14 protein-coding genes are annotated in these 16160 nt (G+C 67.3%); 4 read left to right on the top strand and 10 right to left on the bottom strand.

Features of this window, described 5'->3' with window-relative positions:
* Positions 1-71 precede the first annotated feature (71 nt).
* Genes N2K95_RS05995 through N2K95_RS05980 form a run of 4 tightly spaced genes read left to right on the top strand, consistent with a single transcriptional unit; the run spans position 72 to position 4351 of the window.
* Positions 72-755: a GntR family transcriptional regulator gene (locus N2K95_RS05995; RefSeq protein WP_260653329.1), complete on the top strand. Its 684-nt coding sequence runs from the start codon at positions 72-74 to the stop codon at positions 753-755.
* Positions 752-2269, top strand: a complete 1518-nt coding sequence (locus N2K95_RS05990) for an MmgE/PrpD family protein (protein ID WP_260653328.1) — start codon at positions 752-754, stop codon at positions 2267-2269. Before N2K95_RS05995 ends, N2K95_RS05990 begins: the two co-directional genes overlap by 4 nt.
* A complete protein-coding gene (gene prpB / locus N2K95_RS05985) occupies positions 2270-3175 on the top strand; it encodes a methylisocitrate lyase (RefSeq protein ID WP_227933236.1) in 906 nt (301 codons plus the stop codon).
* Between the two features lie 42 nt (positions 3176-3217).
* Positions 3218-4351 (top strand): bifunctional 2-methylcitrate synthase/citrate synthase, encoded by a 1134-nt coding sequence (locus N2K95_RS05980; protein ID WP_255792793.1) that lies wholly within the window; start codon positions 3218-3220, stop codon positions 4349-4351.
* A 221-nt stretch (positions 4352-4572) separates the two neighbouring features.
* Here the strand turns inward: N2K95_RS05980 and N2K95_RS05975 are convergent, their stop codons facing one another.
* The 10 genes from N2K95_RS05975 to N2K95_RS05930 all read right to left on the bottom strand — a co-directional run bounded on the left by N2K95_RS05975 (position 4573) and on the right by N2K95_RS05930 (position 15862).
* Positions 4573-5058, bottom strand: coding sequence for an 8-oxo-dGTP diphosphatase (locus N2K95_RS05975; RefSeq protein ID WP_260653327.1), 486 nt, complete (start codon positions 5056-5058; stop codon positions 4573-4575).
* A complete protein-coding gene (xerD, locus tag N2K95_RS05970; protein ID WP_260653746.1) occupies positions 5058-6020 on the bottom strand; it encodes a site-specific tyrosine recombinase XerD in 963 nt (320 codons plus the stop codon). Before xerD ends, N2K95_RS05975 begins: the two co-directional genes overlap by 1 nt.
* Positions 6021-6308: 288 nt before the next feature.
* A complete protein-coding gene (locus N2K95_RS05965) occupies positions 6309-6971 on the bottom strand; it encodes an NUDIX domain-containing protein (protein ID WP_260653326.1) in 663 nt (220 codons plus the stop codon).
* Between the two features lie 2 nt (positions 6972-6973).
* Complete coding sequence (locus N2K95_RS05960) at positions 6974-8668, bottom strand: CTP synthase (protein ID WP_308206314.1); 1695 nt, start codon at positions 8666-8668, stop codon at positions 6974-6976.
* Positions 8669-8732: 64 nt separating this feature from the next.
* Positions 8733-10454, bottom strand: coding sequence for a DNA repair protein RecN (gene recN / locus N2K95_RS05955; protein ID WP_260653325.1), 1722 nt, complete (start codon positions 10452-10454; stop codon positions 8733-8735).
* Positions 10451-11497, bottom strand: a complete 1047-nt coding sequence (locus tag N2K95_RS05950) for an NAD kinase (protein ID WP_260653324.1) — start codon at positions 11495-11497, stop codon at positions 10451-10453. The genes recN and N2K95_RS05950 overlap by 4 nt, the downstream gene beginning before the upstream one ends.
* A gap of 55 nt (positions 11498-11552) precedes the next feature.
* The gene (locus N2K95_RS05945; protein ID WP_260653323.1) at positions 11553-12425 is read right to left on the bottom strand and encodes a TlyA family RNA methyltransferase; all 873 of its coding nucleotides are present in this window, start codon (positions 12423-12425) and stop codon (positions 11553-11555) included.
* Positions 12426-12427: 2 nt separating this feature from the next.
* A complete protein-coding gene (locus tag N2K95_RS05940; protein WP_260653322.1) occupies positions 12428-12646 on the bottom strand; it encodes a hypothetical protein in 219 nt (72 codons plus the stop codon).
* A 62-nt stretch (positions 12647-12708) separates the two neighbouring features.
* The gene (locus tag N2K95_RS05935) at positions 12709-13710 is read right to left on the bottom strand and encodes an HAD-IIA family hydrolase (protein WP_260653321.1); all 1002 of its coding nucleotides are present in this window, start codon (positions 13708-13710) and stop codon (positions 12709-12711) included.
* Positions 13700-15862, bottom strand: coding sequence for a hypothetical protein (locus tag N2K95_RS05930; RefSeq protein WP_260653320.1), 2163 nt, complete (start codon positions 15860-15862; stop codon positions 13700-13702). The genes N2K95_RS05935 and N2K95_RS05930 overlap by 11 nt, the downstream gene beginning before the upstream one ends.
* Positions 15863-16160: the final 298 nt, after the last annotated feature.

Here is a 16160-nt window from a genome sequence, read left to right as displayed (position 1 = left end):
CGCATATGAGCCAGCTCATGTATACACTGACGGATAACGTGACGCAGTTATCAGTCGTGAGGAGGCGCACTATGCGGGCAAGTGACCGCGCGTACGCCGCCCTGCGGCAGGACATTGTGGACTGGCGCCTGCCGCCCGGCACCGTCCTGGGCGAAGTGGAGCAGTCCGCCAGGCTGGGCGTCTCCCGCACCCCTCTGCGTGAAGCGCTGAGCCGGCTGACCGCTGACGGCCTGGCTGCCCCGCACAGCGGACGCGGCGTCGTCGTCACCGGCATTTCCCTGGACACCGTGGCCGAGCTCTTTGAGCTGCGGCAGGCCCTGGAATGCAAAAGTGCGGCGCTGGCTGCGGTACGCGGGCAGGCACCGGTCTTTCAATCCCTGGCACTCCGGTTCCGCGATGCCGGGGAACTGATCGGCAGCGGCGGAGCGGATGCGGACCGCGGCAGCTATTACGAACTGGTCGCCGAGCTGGATGCAGCCATCGACGCCGCCGCCGCGAACTCCTACCTCACCCAGGCGCTGGGCAACGTCCGCCTTCACCTCGCGCGCGTACGCCGCCTGGCCAAGGACAACCCCGAACGGCTGCTGGAAACCGCCGGTGAACACGCCACCATCGCGGCCGCCGTCGCAACAGGCGACCCGGACCTGGCGGGCGCCTCCGTCTCGGTCCACCTGCATAAGAGTCTTGAACACCTTCGATCCGCCCGGATCGCCACCCCGGAAATCACCACCCCTGAGATAAGGACAATCCCTTGAACCTGAACAAAGTACGGGTCTACCGCAGCGACGAAAAACTGGCCCGCGAAGACCAGCTGGCCTACAAGATCGCCAAGGTTGCCGCCGATCCCGTTGAAGTCAGCGACGACGTCACGGACATGGTCATCAACCGCATCATCGACAACGCCTCCGTGGCCGTCGCATCCCTGAACCGCGGCCCGATTGTCGCCGCGCGCGCCCAGGCCCTGTCCTTCTCCCCCTCCGCCCACGGCAAGGGCGCCTCCGTCTTCGGCGTGCTGGCCAAAACCTCCCCCGAATGGGCCGCCTGGGCCAACGGCGTGGCCGTGCGCGAACTGGACTACCACGACACCTTCCTGGCCGCCGAGTACTCCCACCCCGGCGACAACATCCCGCCCGTCCTCGCCGTCGCCCAGCACACCGGCGCCTCGGGCCGGGACCTGATCCGCGGCATCGCCACCGGCTACGAAATCCAGGTCAACCTGGCCAAGGCCATCTGCCTGCATCGGCACAAGATCGACCACGTGGCCCACCTCGGCCCGTCCGCCGCCGCCGGTATCGGCACCCTGCTGGGGCTCGACGTCGACACCATCTTCCAGGCCGTCGGCCAGGCCCTGCACACCACCACCGCCACCCGCCAGTCCCGCAAGGGCGAGATCTCCACCTGGAAGGCACACGCTCCGGCGTTCGCCGGCAAGATGGCCGTCGAGGCCGTGGACCGGGCCATGCGCGGCCAGACCTCCCCCACCCCCATCTACGAAGGTGAAGACGGCGTCATCGCCTGGCTGCTGGACGGCCCCGACGCCGCCTACGAAGTGCCGCTGCCCGAGGACGGCGAAGCCAAGCGCGCCATCCTGGACACCTACACCAAGGAACACTCCGCCGAGTACCAGGCCCAGGCCTGGATCGACCTGGCCCGGAAGATCAACGGCGAGCACCCCGAGGCAGCGGAAGCGGCCAACGTGGAAAGCGTTCTGATCGCCACCTCGCACCACACCCACTACGTGATCGGCTCCGGCGCCAACGATCCGCAGAAGTACGATCCCACCGCCTCGCGTGAAACCCTGGACCACTCGATCCCCTACATCTTCACCGTCGCCCTGCAGGACGGCGCCTGGCACCACGTGGACTCCTACTCCCCCGAACGCGCCGGCCGGCCGGACACGGTTGCGCTGTGGCACAAGGTCACCACGGTGGAGGATCCGGAATGGACCCGCCGCTACCACTCGCTGGACATCAGCGAAAAGGCCTTCGGCGGCAAGGTCACCATCGTGCTGACCGACGGCACCGTGATCACCGACGAAATCGCCGTCGCCGACGCCCACCCGCTGGGCGCCAAGCCCTTCACCCGCGAGCAGTACATCAACAAGTTCCGCACCCTGGCCGCGGGCCTGGTCTCCGCCGAGGAAATCGACCGCTTCCTCGCCACCGTCCAGCGCCTGCCCGAACTGGCCGCCGGCCAGCTGGACCAGCTGAACATCACCGCCGCCGAGGGTGTCATCAACCCCGCCGCCGCACCGAAGGGACTCTTCTAAATGCTGTACTCCTCCGTAACCCCCGAGGCCAAGCGGATTGCCTTCCGCGAAGGACTGGCCTCCGGCACCCTGCAGCAGTTCCCCGGGGCCTTCAACCCGCTCTCCGCACGCCTGATCGAGGAAAAAGGCTTCGACGGCGTCTACATCTCCGGCGCCGTCCTGGCCAATGACCTGGGCCTGCCGGACATCGGCCTGACCACGCTCACCGAGGTGGCCACCCGTGCCGGACAGATTGCCCGGATGACCAACCTGCCCGCCATCGTGGACGCGGACACCGGCTTCGGCGAGCCGATGAACGTGGCCCGCACCATCCAGGAACTCGAAAACGCCGGCCTGGCCGGCTGCCACATCGAGGACCAGTTCAACCCCAAGCGCTGCGGCCACCTGGACGGCAAGAACGTGGTGGACACCGATACCGCGGTCAAGCGCATCCGCGCCGCCGCCGATGCACGCCGGGATCCGAACTTCCTGATCATGGCCCGCACCGACATCCGGGCAGTGGACGGACTGGAAGCGGCGCAGGACCGTGCCCGCGCACTGGTCGACGCCGGAGCGGACGCCATCTTCCCGGAGGCGATGAAGTCCCTGGAGGAATTCGCCGCCATCCGTGCCGCCGTCGACGTGCCGATCCTCGCGAACATGACCGAGTTCGGCAAGAGCGACCTGTTCACCTATGACGAGCTGGCCTCCGCGGGTGTGAACATGGTGATCTACCCGGTCACCCTGCTCCGCAGCGCCATGGGCGCCGCCGAACGCACCCTTGAGACCATCAAGGCGCACGGCACCCAGCAGGCCGATGTTCCCAACATGCTCACACGTGCGCGTTTGTACGAACTGGTGGATTATGAGGCGTACAACCAGTTCGACACGTCCGTATTCAACTTCCAGGTTCCGGGCACCCGCTAGGACCCGCCACTCATTTCCTGCACGACGAAGGAGTCAGCACCAATGACAGACACCCAGATCCACAAGGGCCTGGCGGGGGTACTCGTAGACACCACCCGCGTTTCCAAGGTCAACCCGGAAACCAATTCCCTGCTCTACCGCGGCTATCCCGTCCAGGAGCTCGCCGCCCGGTGCAGCTTCGAGGAGGTGGCCTACCTGCTCTGGAACGGTGAACTTCCCACCGAGGAACAGCTGACGGAATTCACCGACGGGGAACGCGCGCAGCGTGCCCTCACGCCCGAACTGAAGGCCGTCATTGACGCGCTGCCCGTGACCTGCCACCCGATGGATGTCTGCCGTACCGCGGCATCCGTGCTGGGCGCATCGCATGAGCAGGCCGGGGATTCCTCCGTCCAGGCCAACATGGACAAGGCCGTCAGCCTCTTCGCGGCCATGCCCGCCGTCGTCGCCTACGACCAGCGCCGCCGCCGCGGCGAGGACGTCGTGGAACCGCGCGACGATCTGGATTACTCCGCGAACTTCCTCTGGATGACCTTCGGCGAGGAAGCCGCCCCCGAGGTCGTCGAGGCCTTCAACGTCTCGATGATCCTGTACGCGGAGCACTCCTTCAACGCCTCCACCTTCACCGCCCGCGTCATCACCTCCACGCTCTCGGACCTGCATTCGGCCGTGACCGGTGCCATCGGCGCGCTCAAGGGCCCGCTGCACGGCGGCGCCAACGAGGCGGTCATGCACACGTTCGCGGAGATCACCGAGAGTGCGGCCGGCGGCGACGTCGCGGCACACGCTGCTGCCTGGCTGGACGAGGCACTGGCGGAGAAGAAGAAGATCATGGGCTTCGGCCACCGGGTCTACAAGAACGGCGATTCCCGGGTGCCGACCATGAAGGCCGCACTTGACAACATGGTCAAGCACTACGACCGGCCGGACATGGGCGAGCTGTACACGGCACTGGAATCGGCGATGGGTGAGCGCAAGAACATCCTGCCGAACCTGGACTACCCCGCCGGGCCCGCCTACCACCTGATGGGCTTCGACACGCTCACGTTCACGCCGCTGTTCGTGGCCGCCCGGATCACCGGGTGGACGGCGCACATCATGGAGCAGCTCGAAGCAAACTCCCTGATCCGGCCGCTGAGCGAATACAACGGTGCGGAGGAGCGGCACCTGCCTTAGGTTTCGCTTTCCCGGGGGGCCCCTTGGGTCCCGTGGGTCCCGTCGGGGGCCCCGGAACGGCGGCAACGAAATTCCCCGCTCGCAGAGCTCGCAGGGAATATTAAAGCCGCCTTATCCGGGGTCCCCTGTGGTTTCCCACGGCACCTTATGGGGGCCCCGCGCCGGGTGCCCGTTGCACCCGCGCCGGGCAGTGTTGCCTCCCGCGCCGGCTGGTTCCCTAGCTAGGAAAAGTCGACGCTGGCTACGTTGACGTTGTCGGCAGCGATAGTGATGACTGCGTTGAAATAGTCGCCGGAGAGAAGGCGGGGCATCCAGTGGGCCGAGTCCGGCCACATCCTGGAATAGGGCAGGTCCGTGGCCGGATACCAGGCCGGGAGGATCTCGTCTGTCTCCCCCGGTTCGCCGGCCCATCGGTGTGCACGGAACAGTACGGTGGACATGTCCAGGCCGGGCTGCGCCGGAAAGATCCACTCGATGGTGCCGGCCCGCCTGAGATCCTGTTCCGCGACGACGACGCCGGACTCTTCCTCCACCTCGCGCACTGCAGCCTGTTCGGGGGTTTCTCCGGGTTCGATATGGCCGCCCAGGGTGACGACCCGGCCCAGGCCGAAGCCGGTCTTCTTCAACCCCATCAGCACCTCCCGGCCGTCCTGCTCCGTTTCCCGGAACAGGAAGCAGAGGACAACGGGCGAGGCGCGGAAGTCCACTACAGTGCCCGCGGGTGGGCTGCGGCGTAGACCTCGCGCAGGGTTTCGGCGGTGACAAGCGTGTAGACCTGGGTGGTGGTCACCGAGGCATGGCCCAGCAGTTCCTGCACCACCCGGACATCCGCCCCACCCTCGAGCAGGTGCGTGGCGAACGAGTGCCGCAGGGTGTGCGGGGACACGTCCCGGCCGATGTCCGCCTTCTCGGCGGCGTTCTTAAGGATGGTCCAGGCACTCTGCCGCGACAGGCGTCCGCCGCGGGCATTCAGGAACAGCGCCGGGGTGCCCTTGCCCTTGGCCGAGGCCGCCGGACGGCCGCGCACAAGGTACTCATCCAGTGCCCGGGCCGCATAGGAGCCCAGCGGGACCAGCCGTTCCTTGGATCCCTTGCCGAACAGCCGCACCACGTCCGGGCCCTTGGCAGGGATGCGTTCCAGCGACAGGTCATCCACGTCCAGTCCCACAGCCTCACTGATGCGGGCGCCGGTGGAGTACAGGAACTCGAGCAGTGCCCGGTCCCGCAGCCCGGAGGGCGTATCCAGGGAGACTGCTTCGAGGATGCGGGTGACCTCGTTGACGCTGATGGCCTTGGGCAGGCGTTTGCCGGGCATGGGCGGATGTACGTCCGACGCCGGATCGGCAGTAGTCATGCCCTCCAGCGCCCAGAAGCGGTGCAGTCCGCGCACCGCGACAATGGTCCGGGCAGCTGACCGGACGCTCAGGGCGGAGGCGCCGTCGGAGCCTTCGGAGATGGACTGGGCAAACGCCGTGACGTCGTGACGGGTGATGCGGGAAATATCCTCCACTCCGCGGGCACTCAGGAAGCGGGCATACCGCAGCAGGTCCCGCCGGTAGGCATCGAGGGTGTTGGACGCCAGGCCGCGTTCCACGGCCATGTGCTGCAGGTAGCTGCCGATGGCGCGGCCGGCCGGGGTGGACCGGAGTTCATCCGCGGCCGACTGCATTGTCGCGGCACGAGAGCGCGCCGGAACTGCGGGCTTGGAGGCCGGTTTGCGTGCCGGCGCTAACTCGGGCGCGGCATCGTGCGTGCCTGCAGGCACTGCTGCGGCCTGCGCCGGCCGCATCGAACCGGTCCGGTCCAGCTCGGCCAGGTCTGCGTCGCGCAGCCTGCGGGCCTCTTCCGATTCCAGATCCAGCTTGAGCGTGGGGTTCAGGGAGCCGTGCAGGTGAATGGCGATGGTGTCATTATTCGGAGAGCCGGCATCAGCGTCAGCGCTGGGCATCAGACTTTCCTAGCGCACCGGGCCATTGGCCCAGGAGGAGTGCTGTGAATGGTGTTCCGGCCACGGTGCATCGGCAGGACGCAGCCCCTGGTACCCGTTGCTGCGGGCGACGGCGGCGGCCAGGACGGCGGCCACGGCGGAGGGGCTGTGCATGCGTCCCTGCAGTGCTGCCTGCACGGCCTCATCCAGGTCCACCCAGGCCGTGGTGATTTCGGCTTCCTCATGGGTCCGGGTGTGCCGCTGTTCCTCGGGAACGTCGGAGATGCCGCGGGCCAGGTAGATGCGGAGGGCTTCACGGGAGGAACCGGGCGAGAGGAACAGGTCCGCCAGGACCTGCCACTCGGCGGCCTGCAGGTCGGCTTCCTCCGCCAGTTCGCGGGCGGCGCCGACCTGGAAGTCTTCGCCGTCCACGTCCAGCAGTCCGGCCGGGATTTCCCACAGGGTCATCCGGACCGGATGCCGGTACTGGTTGATCAGCAGCACCTGGCCGTCGTCGTTCATGGCCAGGATGGCCACGGCGCCCGGGTGGGCAATGTAGTCACGGACCAGGGGTTCGCCGTCGTCGGTCAGGGTGAACTTCTCCTTGACCACGTCCCACACCGGACCGCTGTACACCGTTTCCGATTCCAGCAGCGGGCGCGGGCTTTGTGCGTCGGCGAACCCCTGTGCCATGGCTAGGCCCTGCCGCTCTGGTGGGCCAGGGCAGCCTTGACGAGTCCGGCGAAGAGCGGGTGCGGACGCGTCGGACGGGAGCTGAGCTCCGGGTGGGCCTGCGTGGAGACGTAGTACGGGTGCACGTCGGCGGGAAGCTCGACGAACTCCACCAGGCCGCCGTCGGTGGTGGTTCCGGAGAACACCAGGCCGGCGTCGGCAATCTGGTCGCGGTACTGGTTGTTGACCTCGTAGCGGTGGCGGTGGCGTTCGGCCACCTCCGTCTTGCCGTAGGTCTTGGCAACCACTGATTCCGGTTCCAGCTTCGCGTCCCACAGGCCCAGGCGCATGGTGCCGCCCATGTCGCCGCCGCCGGCAACAATGTCCTTCTGCTCGGCCATGGTGGCGATAACCGGGTACTGGGTATCCGGTTCGAACTCGGAGGAGGAAGCGCCTTCCAGGCCCACCACGTTGCGGGCATATTCAATGACCATGCACTGCAGGCCAAGGCACAGGCCCAGGGTCGGAAGCTTGTTCTCCCGGGCGTAGGTCAGGGCGCCGAGCTTGCCCTCGAGGCCGCGGATGCCGAAGCCGCCGGGAACGCAGATGGCGTCCGCGCCGGCCAGGGCCTTGGCTGCACCTTCGGGGGTGTCGCAGTCATCCGAGGGAACCCAGCGGATGTTGACCTTGGCCTTGTTGGCGAAGCCGCCGGCGCGCAGTGCTTCCGTGACGGAAAGGTAGGCGTCCGGCAGGTCCACGTACTTGCCGACGAGGGCAATGTCCACGTGGTGCTTCGGGTTGTGCACGGACTCCAGCAGGCGGTCCCACTTGGTCCAGTTGACGTCCTTGAACTTCAGGTCCAGGTGCTGAACGATGTACGCGTCCAGGCCCTGGGAGTGAAGGGTCTTGGGGATGTCGTAGATGCTCGGGGCGTCCGGGCAGCCGATCACAGCGTCAACGTCGACGTCGCACATGCGGCCGATCTTGTTGCGCATGGCATCGGGCACCGGGCGGTCCGAGCGGATGACAATCGCGTCCGGCTGGATGCCGATGGACCGCAGGGCGGCCACGGAGTGCTGGGTCGGCTTGGTCTTCAGTTCCTGGGACGGGCCGATGTACGGCACGAGGGAAACGTGCAGGAAGAAGACGTTGCTGCGGCCGATGTCCTGGCGGACCTGGCGTGCCGCTTCGAGGAACGGCTGGGACTCGATGTCGCCTACCGTGCCGCCGATTTCGGTGATGATGACGTCCGGGGTCTTCTTCGCCTCGGAGGGCAGGCGCATCCGGCGCTTGATCTCGTCGGTGATGTGAGGAATGACCTGGACCGTGTCGCCGAGGTATTCGCCGCGGCGTTCCTTGGCGATGACCGTCGAGTACACCTGGCCGGTGGTCACGTTGGCGGAGCCGTCGAGGCTCTCGTCAAGGAACCGCTCGTAGTGTCCGATGTCGAGGTCGGTCTCGGCGCCGTCGTCGGTCACGAAGACTTCACCGTGCTGGAAGGGGTTCATTGTGCCCGGATCCACATTCAAATACGGATCGAGCTTCTGCATGGTCACCGCTATGCCGCGCGACCTCAACAGATGGCCGAGACTTGACGCTGTCAGTCCCTTGCCAAGTGAGGACGCCACGCCACCGGTGACGAAGATGTGTTTTGTCGTAGAAGACGACTTGGGAAACCTGGAATTTGATCGCTGCACCACGGAGTTCGAGCCTATCACCTTTTGTCGTTTCGGGTTTGATCTGCGCCTGTATTCGTTCGGGATGCCACCGGCGGTTCACCTATCACTGTAGATGTCCCGCCGAGTCCAGCAGCTCCTCGGCGTGGGCGCGGGCCGACGCCGAGTCCTCCTGCCCGGCAAGCATCCGGGCGAGTTCCTTGATCCGCTCCTCCTGGCCCAGGACCCGGACGTCGCTGGCAGTGACGCCGGAGCCGTCGTCGGTGGCCGTGGAGGTCTTGATGACGCGGATGTGGTGGTCGGCAAACGCTGCCACCTGCGGCAGGTGGGTGACCACGATCACCTGGACATGCCGGGCCAGCATGGCGAGCCGGCGGCCGATTTCGACCGCGGCCTTGCCGCCGACGCCGGCGTCCACTTCATCGAAGATGAACGTGGGGACCGGGTCCACCGCGGCCAGGACGACTTCGATGGCCAGCATCACCCGGGAAAGTTCGCCGCCGGAGGCGCCCTTGCCCAGCGGCCGGGCCGGTGCGCCGGGGTGCGGCGCCAGCAGGAAGGAAATACTGTCCGCACCGTGCGGCCCCGGTTCGCCCGTGGGCTCCACCTCGATCACCAGGTTGGCGTCCTTCATCGCCAGCGCCGTCAGTTCGTCGCTGACACGCTGTGCGAGTTCGGCGGCTGCTTCGGTGCGCAGCTTAGTCAGGGCCGCTCCCCTGGTGGCCAGGCGTTCGGCGAGGGTCCCGATCTCCGCCTCCAGTGCTTCGATCCGGGAGTCGTCGGAACTCAGCTCGGCGAGCCGTTTGGCGCCTTCGCCGCTCCACTCCAGGACCCCGTCGATCGAGGGGGCGTACTTGCGGACCAGCCCGGCCAGCTCCGCCCGGCGGGATTCCACTTCGGCCAGCCGCTCCGGACCCTCGGAGTCCAGCGACGCACCGTAGCTGGCCAGCTCGGTGGCGATGTCGGCAAGGATGTACCCCACCTCCGCCAGCCGCTGCCCGGAGGCGGCCAGCGCCGGGTCATGCTCCCCCGCTGATTCCAGCTGGCGTTTGGCGGCGTCCACCAGCGAGGTGGCATCTGTTCCGTCGGCAAAGTCATCCGCGATCAGCGCCGAGTGGGCGCTCACCGCGGCAGTGCGCAGTTCTTCGAGGTTACTCAGGCGCATGGCCTCGGCCTTGAGGGAATCGTCCTCCCCCGGCTGCGGGTCCACCGCCTCGATTTCCTCCAGTGCGGCGGTCAGGTATTCCGCTTCCCGAAGCCGGTCCCGGGCCTGGTCCCGCAGCTCGGACAGCTCCTTGGCTGCGGTCCGCCAGCGGGCGTAGTCCTCGCGGTAGGTGCCGAGTTCGGCGGCGAGCGGAGCCCCGGCGTACTTGTCCAGCGCCTCCCGCTGGGCTGCGGCGCTCTTCAGCCGCAGCTGGTCGGTCTGGCCGTGGACCACCACCAGGTGTTCACCCACCTCCGCCAGGACGCCTACCGGCGCGGAGCGTCCGCCCACGTGGGCACGGCTGCGGCCGTCGGCGTTGACTGTACGGACCAGCGTCAGTTCGGCGGCGCCGTCGTATTCTTCGAGCTCCGCTCCGGCTTCGGCTGCGCGGACGGCCGCGGCGCTCTGCGGATCCACGCTGACGAGCGCCTCGGCGACGGCGGACTTGGCACCGATGCGGACGGCACCGGCGTCTGAACGGGCACCCAGGAGCAGTCCCAGGGCCGTGATCACCATGGTCTTGCCGGCGCCGGTCTCACCGGTGACGACGGTGAAGCCCGGGCCCAGGTCCAGGGTGGCGTCGGTGATAACACCGAGGTCCCTGATCCGGATTTCCTCAATCATTCGACCACGCCTCCACTGTCCGAAACTGCTGCGTCCCTGACTTCCGGGGTGCCGTCTTTTGCTGCCCTGCCGCCGTCGGGGGTTCCGCCCCGGACCGACCGTTCGGATGCCGGGCTGAGCTGGGTGCCCACAGCGGCAGCCGGCGCTGGACCCCGCCATCCGTGGGTGGGCAGCTGGAACTTACGGACCAGCCGTTCCGAGAACGGGGTGAGGTGCGTGCGTGCCAGGCGGACGGGTGTCTTGGAACGGGTTACCTCCACACGGGATCCCGGCGGCAGGTCAATGCTGCGTCGGCCGTCGCACCAGAGCACGCCAGCGGCGTCGGTACGGGTCAGGATCTCCACCGCCAGTACAGAGGTAGGGGAAACCACCAGGGGCTTGGCGAACAGCGCGTGGGCGCTGATGGGCGCCAGCAGCAGTGCCTCAACCTCGGGCCAGACCACGGGGCCGCCGGCAGAGAAGGCGTAGGCGGTGGAGCCGGTGGGTGTGGCCAGCACAACGCCGTCGCATCCGAAGGAGCTGATGGGCCGGGCATCCACTTCGATGACCACTTCGATCATCCGCTGGCGGTCGGCCTTTTCCACGGCTGCCTCGTTCAGTGCCCAGGTGCGGGCCAGCAGTTCGCCGCCGTGCCAGACCTTGACGTCGATGGTCATGCGTTCTTCCACGGTGTAGGCGCGCTCCACCACCCAGTGGACGGTCTGAGCCAGATCGGCGCGTTCGCTTTCGGCCAGAAACCCCACGTGGCCCAGGTTTACGCCGAGCAGCGGCACATTCGTGCCGCGCACCAGTTCTGCTGCCCGCAGGATGGTTCCGTCGCCGCCGAGCACCATGCCCAGGTCCACATCGTCCAGCGCGACGTCCTCGTCGAGGATTTCGGTGGGGGCCGTGAGCACGCCGTATTCGGCCTGGATGTCTTCGAGGTCAGCCCGCCGCATCACCGGAACCAGACCGGAGGAATGAAGCTGGGTGCACGCCTCCTGGGCAGCGGTCATGGCGGCCCGCCGTCCGGTGTGGGCCAGAACCAGTATCCGTCTGCTCATCTGCGTCTTTATCCTCTTCGTCTTACGGGTGGATGCCTGGGGCATTGTCCATCCGTCAGTCTTCTACGCCGGGCTTAGGCTCCGCAAACCCGGCAAACGCTGCGTCGACCAGCGCGGACGCTGCAGCAGCGGCCCGCGTGCCGGGGGTCTGTCCCGCATCGACAGCTTCTTCGCCTGTGGTGGCAGAGTTCTGTTCCGGTACCTGCAGCCACATAAAGAACTCCACGTTGCCGTTCTGGCCGGGAAGCGGACTCGGAGCGATGCCTCCGATGGTCAACCCTGCCTGAATGGCTGCGGCCGCCACCGCTGCGACAGCCGACCGGTGCTGCTCCGGATCCGTGACTACCCCGGTGCGGTCCAGCCTCTCACGGCCCACCTCAAACTGGGGCTTCACCATCAGGAGCAGGCTGCCGCCGGGACGGGTGGCTGCTGCCAGCGGCCCCACCACCATGGTCAGGGAGATGAAGGACAAATCGGCGACCGTCAGATCGACTGTGCCGCCGATGTCCTGCGGGTCCAGGTAGCGGACATTCATGCCCTCATAAACGCTGACCCGCTGATCCTGCCGGAGCTGTTCCACCAGTTGGCCGTGGCCGACGTCGACGGCGGCCACGTGCGCTGCGCCGGAGCGCAGCAGGACGTCCGTGAAGCCTCCGGTGGAAGCTCCGGCATCCAAGCAGCGCAGCCCGAGCGGCCGGACCTCCGGGAAAGCCGCAAGGGCGCCGGCCAGCTTGTGGCCGGCGCGGCTGACGTAGTCCGGCAGGCCGTCGTCGAGCACCTCCAGCCGTTCAGCGGCATCCACCGGAGCCGAGGGCTTAGCCGCCGGCGTCCCAGCGTGCAGCACCCGCCCTGCGGCAATAAGCCTGGCGGCCTGCGTACGCGAGCGTGCGAGTCCGCGGGTGACGAGTTCCTGGTCGAGTCGAGGCATGTCTATCCTGCCCTGTGGTTCCCGGGCGCCGGAGACGACGCTGCGGGTTGTTTGTTCAGTTCGCCGAGCAGGGCGTCATGCAGTTCGGCATACACCGCGGCGTGACCGGCCACCGGCAGGGATGCCACCGGGCCGAGTCCTTCGAGGAGGGAATCAACGGCGGCGTCCTCCGTGGACACCGCCGCGTGCGGCCATGGCGCCGCCGGCTGGGATTCGGGCATCGGTCTTCCTCCTGCGGGTTGCCTGCTGGATGCGTGATGAGGGATGGGTTCCTGCTGGAAGCCTATCCGCGTGCGGTGACAGTCCAGCGGATCTCGGGAGCCTCGGCGGAATCGACGTCCGGACGGGCAGCCCACCAGGCGGCGCAGGCAGCACGCCAGCTGTCCAGATCGGAGGAATCACCGGCAATGACCACAGCCGCGTCCTCCACCCAGGCAAGGGCGGCGCCGCAGCGGTACTGCCCTGCTTCCAGGACGGGCACCGGATACGGCTCAAAGAGCGCCTGGAGATTCTCAATCAGGTACACCGGCCGCTCCGGGGTCCGTGCGGCAAGCGCGGTCAGGGGGGTGTCGACACCGGTGAGCACCAGGGCGGTGTCAAAGCCGGCGTTAGTGCCGCCCAGGATGTCCGTGTCCAGCCGGTCCCCCACGACCAGCGGACGCTGAACGTTAAGGTGGCGTGCCGCCGTCGTAAACAGCGGTGCCTCCGGCTTCCCGGCGACGAAGGGTACCCGGCCTGTGGCAGCGCCGACGGCGGCCACGAGGGTCCCGTTGCCGGGTGCGATTCCGCGGGCCTGCGGGATGGACAGGTCGGTGTTCGTAGCCACCCAGACAGCGCCGCGTCCGACGGCGAAAGCCGCTTCGGCGAGGTCGGCCCATCCAAGGGAGGGATCGAAGCCCTGGATGACTGCGTCCGGCGCGTCATCAGCCGAGGTAACCCGAACGAGCCCCTGGGCTTCAACGGCTGCCACCAGGGTGGCGCTGCCGGTCACGAGGACCTTGGCCCCCGGAGCAACCTTGGAGGCCAGCAGTTCCGCCCCTGCCTGCGCGGACCCGAAAACATTATCCGCAGTGGCGGGTGCTCCGAGTTCGCGCAGGTGGGCGGCTACCGTCTCCGAGGAGCGCGACGCGTTGTTGGTGACGTAGGCAAGCTGGACCGATACGTCGGCCAGCCTGCCCAGGGCCTCCACGGCCCCCGGTATTGCGTGCGGTCCGGCGTAAACCACGCCGTCCAGGTCGGAAAAGACCGCGTCGTAGCCGGAGACCAGTGAAGGATTAGTCTTCAATGCGCTGCTGCTCCGTTTCTTCGGCGTCTTCCCGGGGAGTTTCCTCGGCGTCGTCGGCGTCTGCGTCGAAGTCCGAGACAATGACTTCCACAGCCTCGTCTTCGTCACTCACGTCGCCGGCCTCGGTAAGGAGGCCTTCCTGCTCGTCGCTGGGCAGAGCATCGACGTCGTCCGCCGGGTCAAGGGTGTCCTTCGGCGCTTCTTCAGCGGGCGCGAAGTACGCGCCGGAGCGGTCTTCGCGGGCTTCGGAGTGGCGCTTGGGGCGTTCCTCTTCTTCGGGGACAAGATCGAAGATTTCCGGTTCGGCAAAGTCGCCGAAGCCCAGGGCTTCGTCAGCGCGCAGCGCCTGCTTCCGCCATTTCTCCGCTTCTTCTCCGCGTCCGGCGATGTCCAGGGCATCGGCGTAGGCACGGAACAGGCGCGGGCTGTAGGAGAACGCGCGGTTGCGGTCCAGCTGCGGGATTTCCAGGGCGGCCACGGCGGCGTCGAACTGTTCCATGTCCATCCGGGCGCCGGAGACAACAATCGCCAGCTCCACCTGTCCGGCGGTATCCAGGTCCTTGGCGTCCTCGGAGCGGGCCATGTCCAGCGCCTTTTCCGGGTGGCCCAGACCGCGTTCGCAGTCGGCCATCATGGGCAGGTAGGCGTTGGATCCGCTGATCCTGCGGTACGTGCGGAACTCGCGCAGTGCTTCACCGAAGTGTCCGGCTGCGTAGGCGGTCAGGCCAACGGCTTCCCGGACTACGGCCATGCGTCCGCCGCGCCGGCTGGCGGCCAGGGCGTGCTGGAACGCGAGCTCAGGCTCGTCGTCGATCAGGCGGCCGGCCATCACCAGGTGCTTGGCCACCCACTCGCTGTTGACTTCCTCCAGGTTGCGCAGCTGAGCGCGGGTGACCTTGTCGAGTTCCTGTCCTGTGACGTCCTCATCGATTTCGGGGGAACGTTCACGGTCGGGACGGTTGGCGCTGCGAAGATCCTTGGCGTTGCGGGGACGCGCTGCGGCAGGGGCATCGTCACGGCTGAACGACGGGCGGTCTGAACCGTACGAGGGCCGGTCGCCGCGGGGCGGACGGCTGTCACGCTGCGGACGATCATCCCGCGAGAACGGCTTACGATCCCCACGATCACCAAAGGACTTACGCTCACCATCACGCGGCGGACGCGAATCACGCTGCGGGCGGTCGCCGCGGTCGCCAAAGGACTTACGCTCAGCGGACGGACCACGGTCGGCAAAGGGTTTACGCTCGCCGTCGCGGGGCGGACGACTGTCACGCTGCGGACGATCATCCCGGGAAAACGGCTTACGCTCGCCGCGGTCGCCGAACGGCTTACGCTCACCATCACGGGCGGGACGCGAATCACGGGAGAAGGGCTTACGCTCGCCACTTCGTTCGGAGAACGGCTTACGCTCACCATCACGGGCGGAACGACGGTCATCGCCGCCGAACGACGGCTTCCGGTCACCACGGTCGGCAAAGGGTTTACGCTCACCATCACGGGGCGGGCGGCTGTCACGCTGCGGACGATCATCGCGTGAGAACGGCTTACGCTCCCCACGATCACCAAACGGCTTACGCTCACCATCACGCGGCGGACGCGAATCACGTGAGAAGGGCTTACGCTCACCACTTCGTTCGGAGAACGGCTTACGCTCACCATCACGCGGCGGGCGACGGTCATCGCTCCCCCGGCTGGCGCGGTCATCCCGCTCGGAACGATTGCTGAAGGGAGGCCTGCCATCGCTGTCGCGCGCAGGACGACGGTCATCGCTGCCGAACGACGGCTTACGATCGCCGCGATCGCCGAAGGGCTTACGCTCACCGCTGCGTTCGGAGAACGGCTTACGCTCACCATCACGGGCAGGACGACGGTCGTCACCGCTGCGGGCGGGTCGGTCGCCGAACGCAGGCTTGCGGTCCTTTGAATACGGCTTCCGCTCGGAAGAGGCACCGCGGTCACCGAAGGATTTCCGCTCACCGTCACGCGCAGGCCGGCCGCCGAAGGACGGCTTGCGGTCTTCGAATCGTTTGGGGGCGTTCCGGTCGTTTGTGGCCGGACGGCCGCGGTCGTCGCGGCGGTCTGACGAGCTGCTGCCGCGGGCGGCGTCGTTTCCGTCGCTGCTTCGCTGATCCCTGTTATTTTGCTCTGACATGCTGCTGAGTTCCTCTCGTCGTGAGCCGACCAACGGAATTACTGCAGTCGCTCGTCACTATGTACCTATAAGAAATGAAAAAGTTATGGGAGGCGGTGGGGCCTCTGGGTAATTCTAGTGCAGCGGCCCCCCTGGCGCCGATTCGCCGGGCACACTTTAGCCCCGGAGAAGGGGTGAGCCTCGACACCCGGACCGGGGATCGCCATCCTTGCCTGGGCCTGGGCTGCCGACGCCATTGTAAGGAGGGGTGCACGCCACTCGCGGGTACCGGAGTCCAGGGCTGGTTAAACAGGAAGAG

The organism is Arthrobacter zhaoxinii (assembly GCF_025244925.1).
Classification (GTDB): Bacteria; Actinomycetota; Actinomycetes; order Actinomycetales; family Micrococcaceae; genus Arthrobacter_B; species Arthrobacter_B zhaoxinii.
This window is presented reverse-complemented; position numbering and strand designations above follow the sequence as displayed.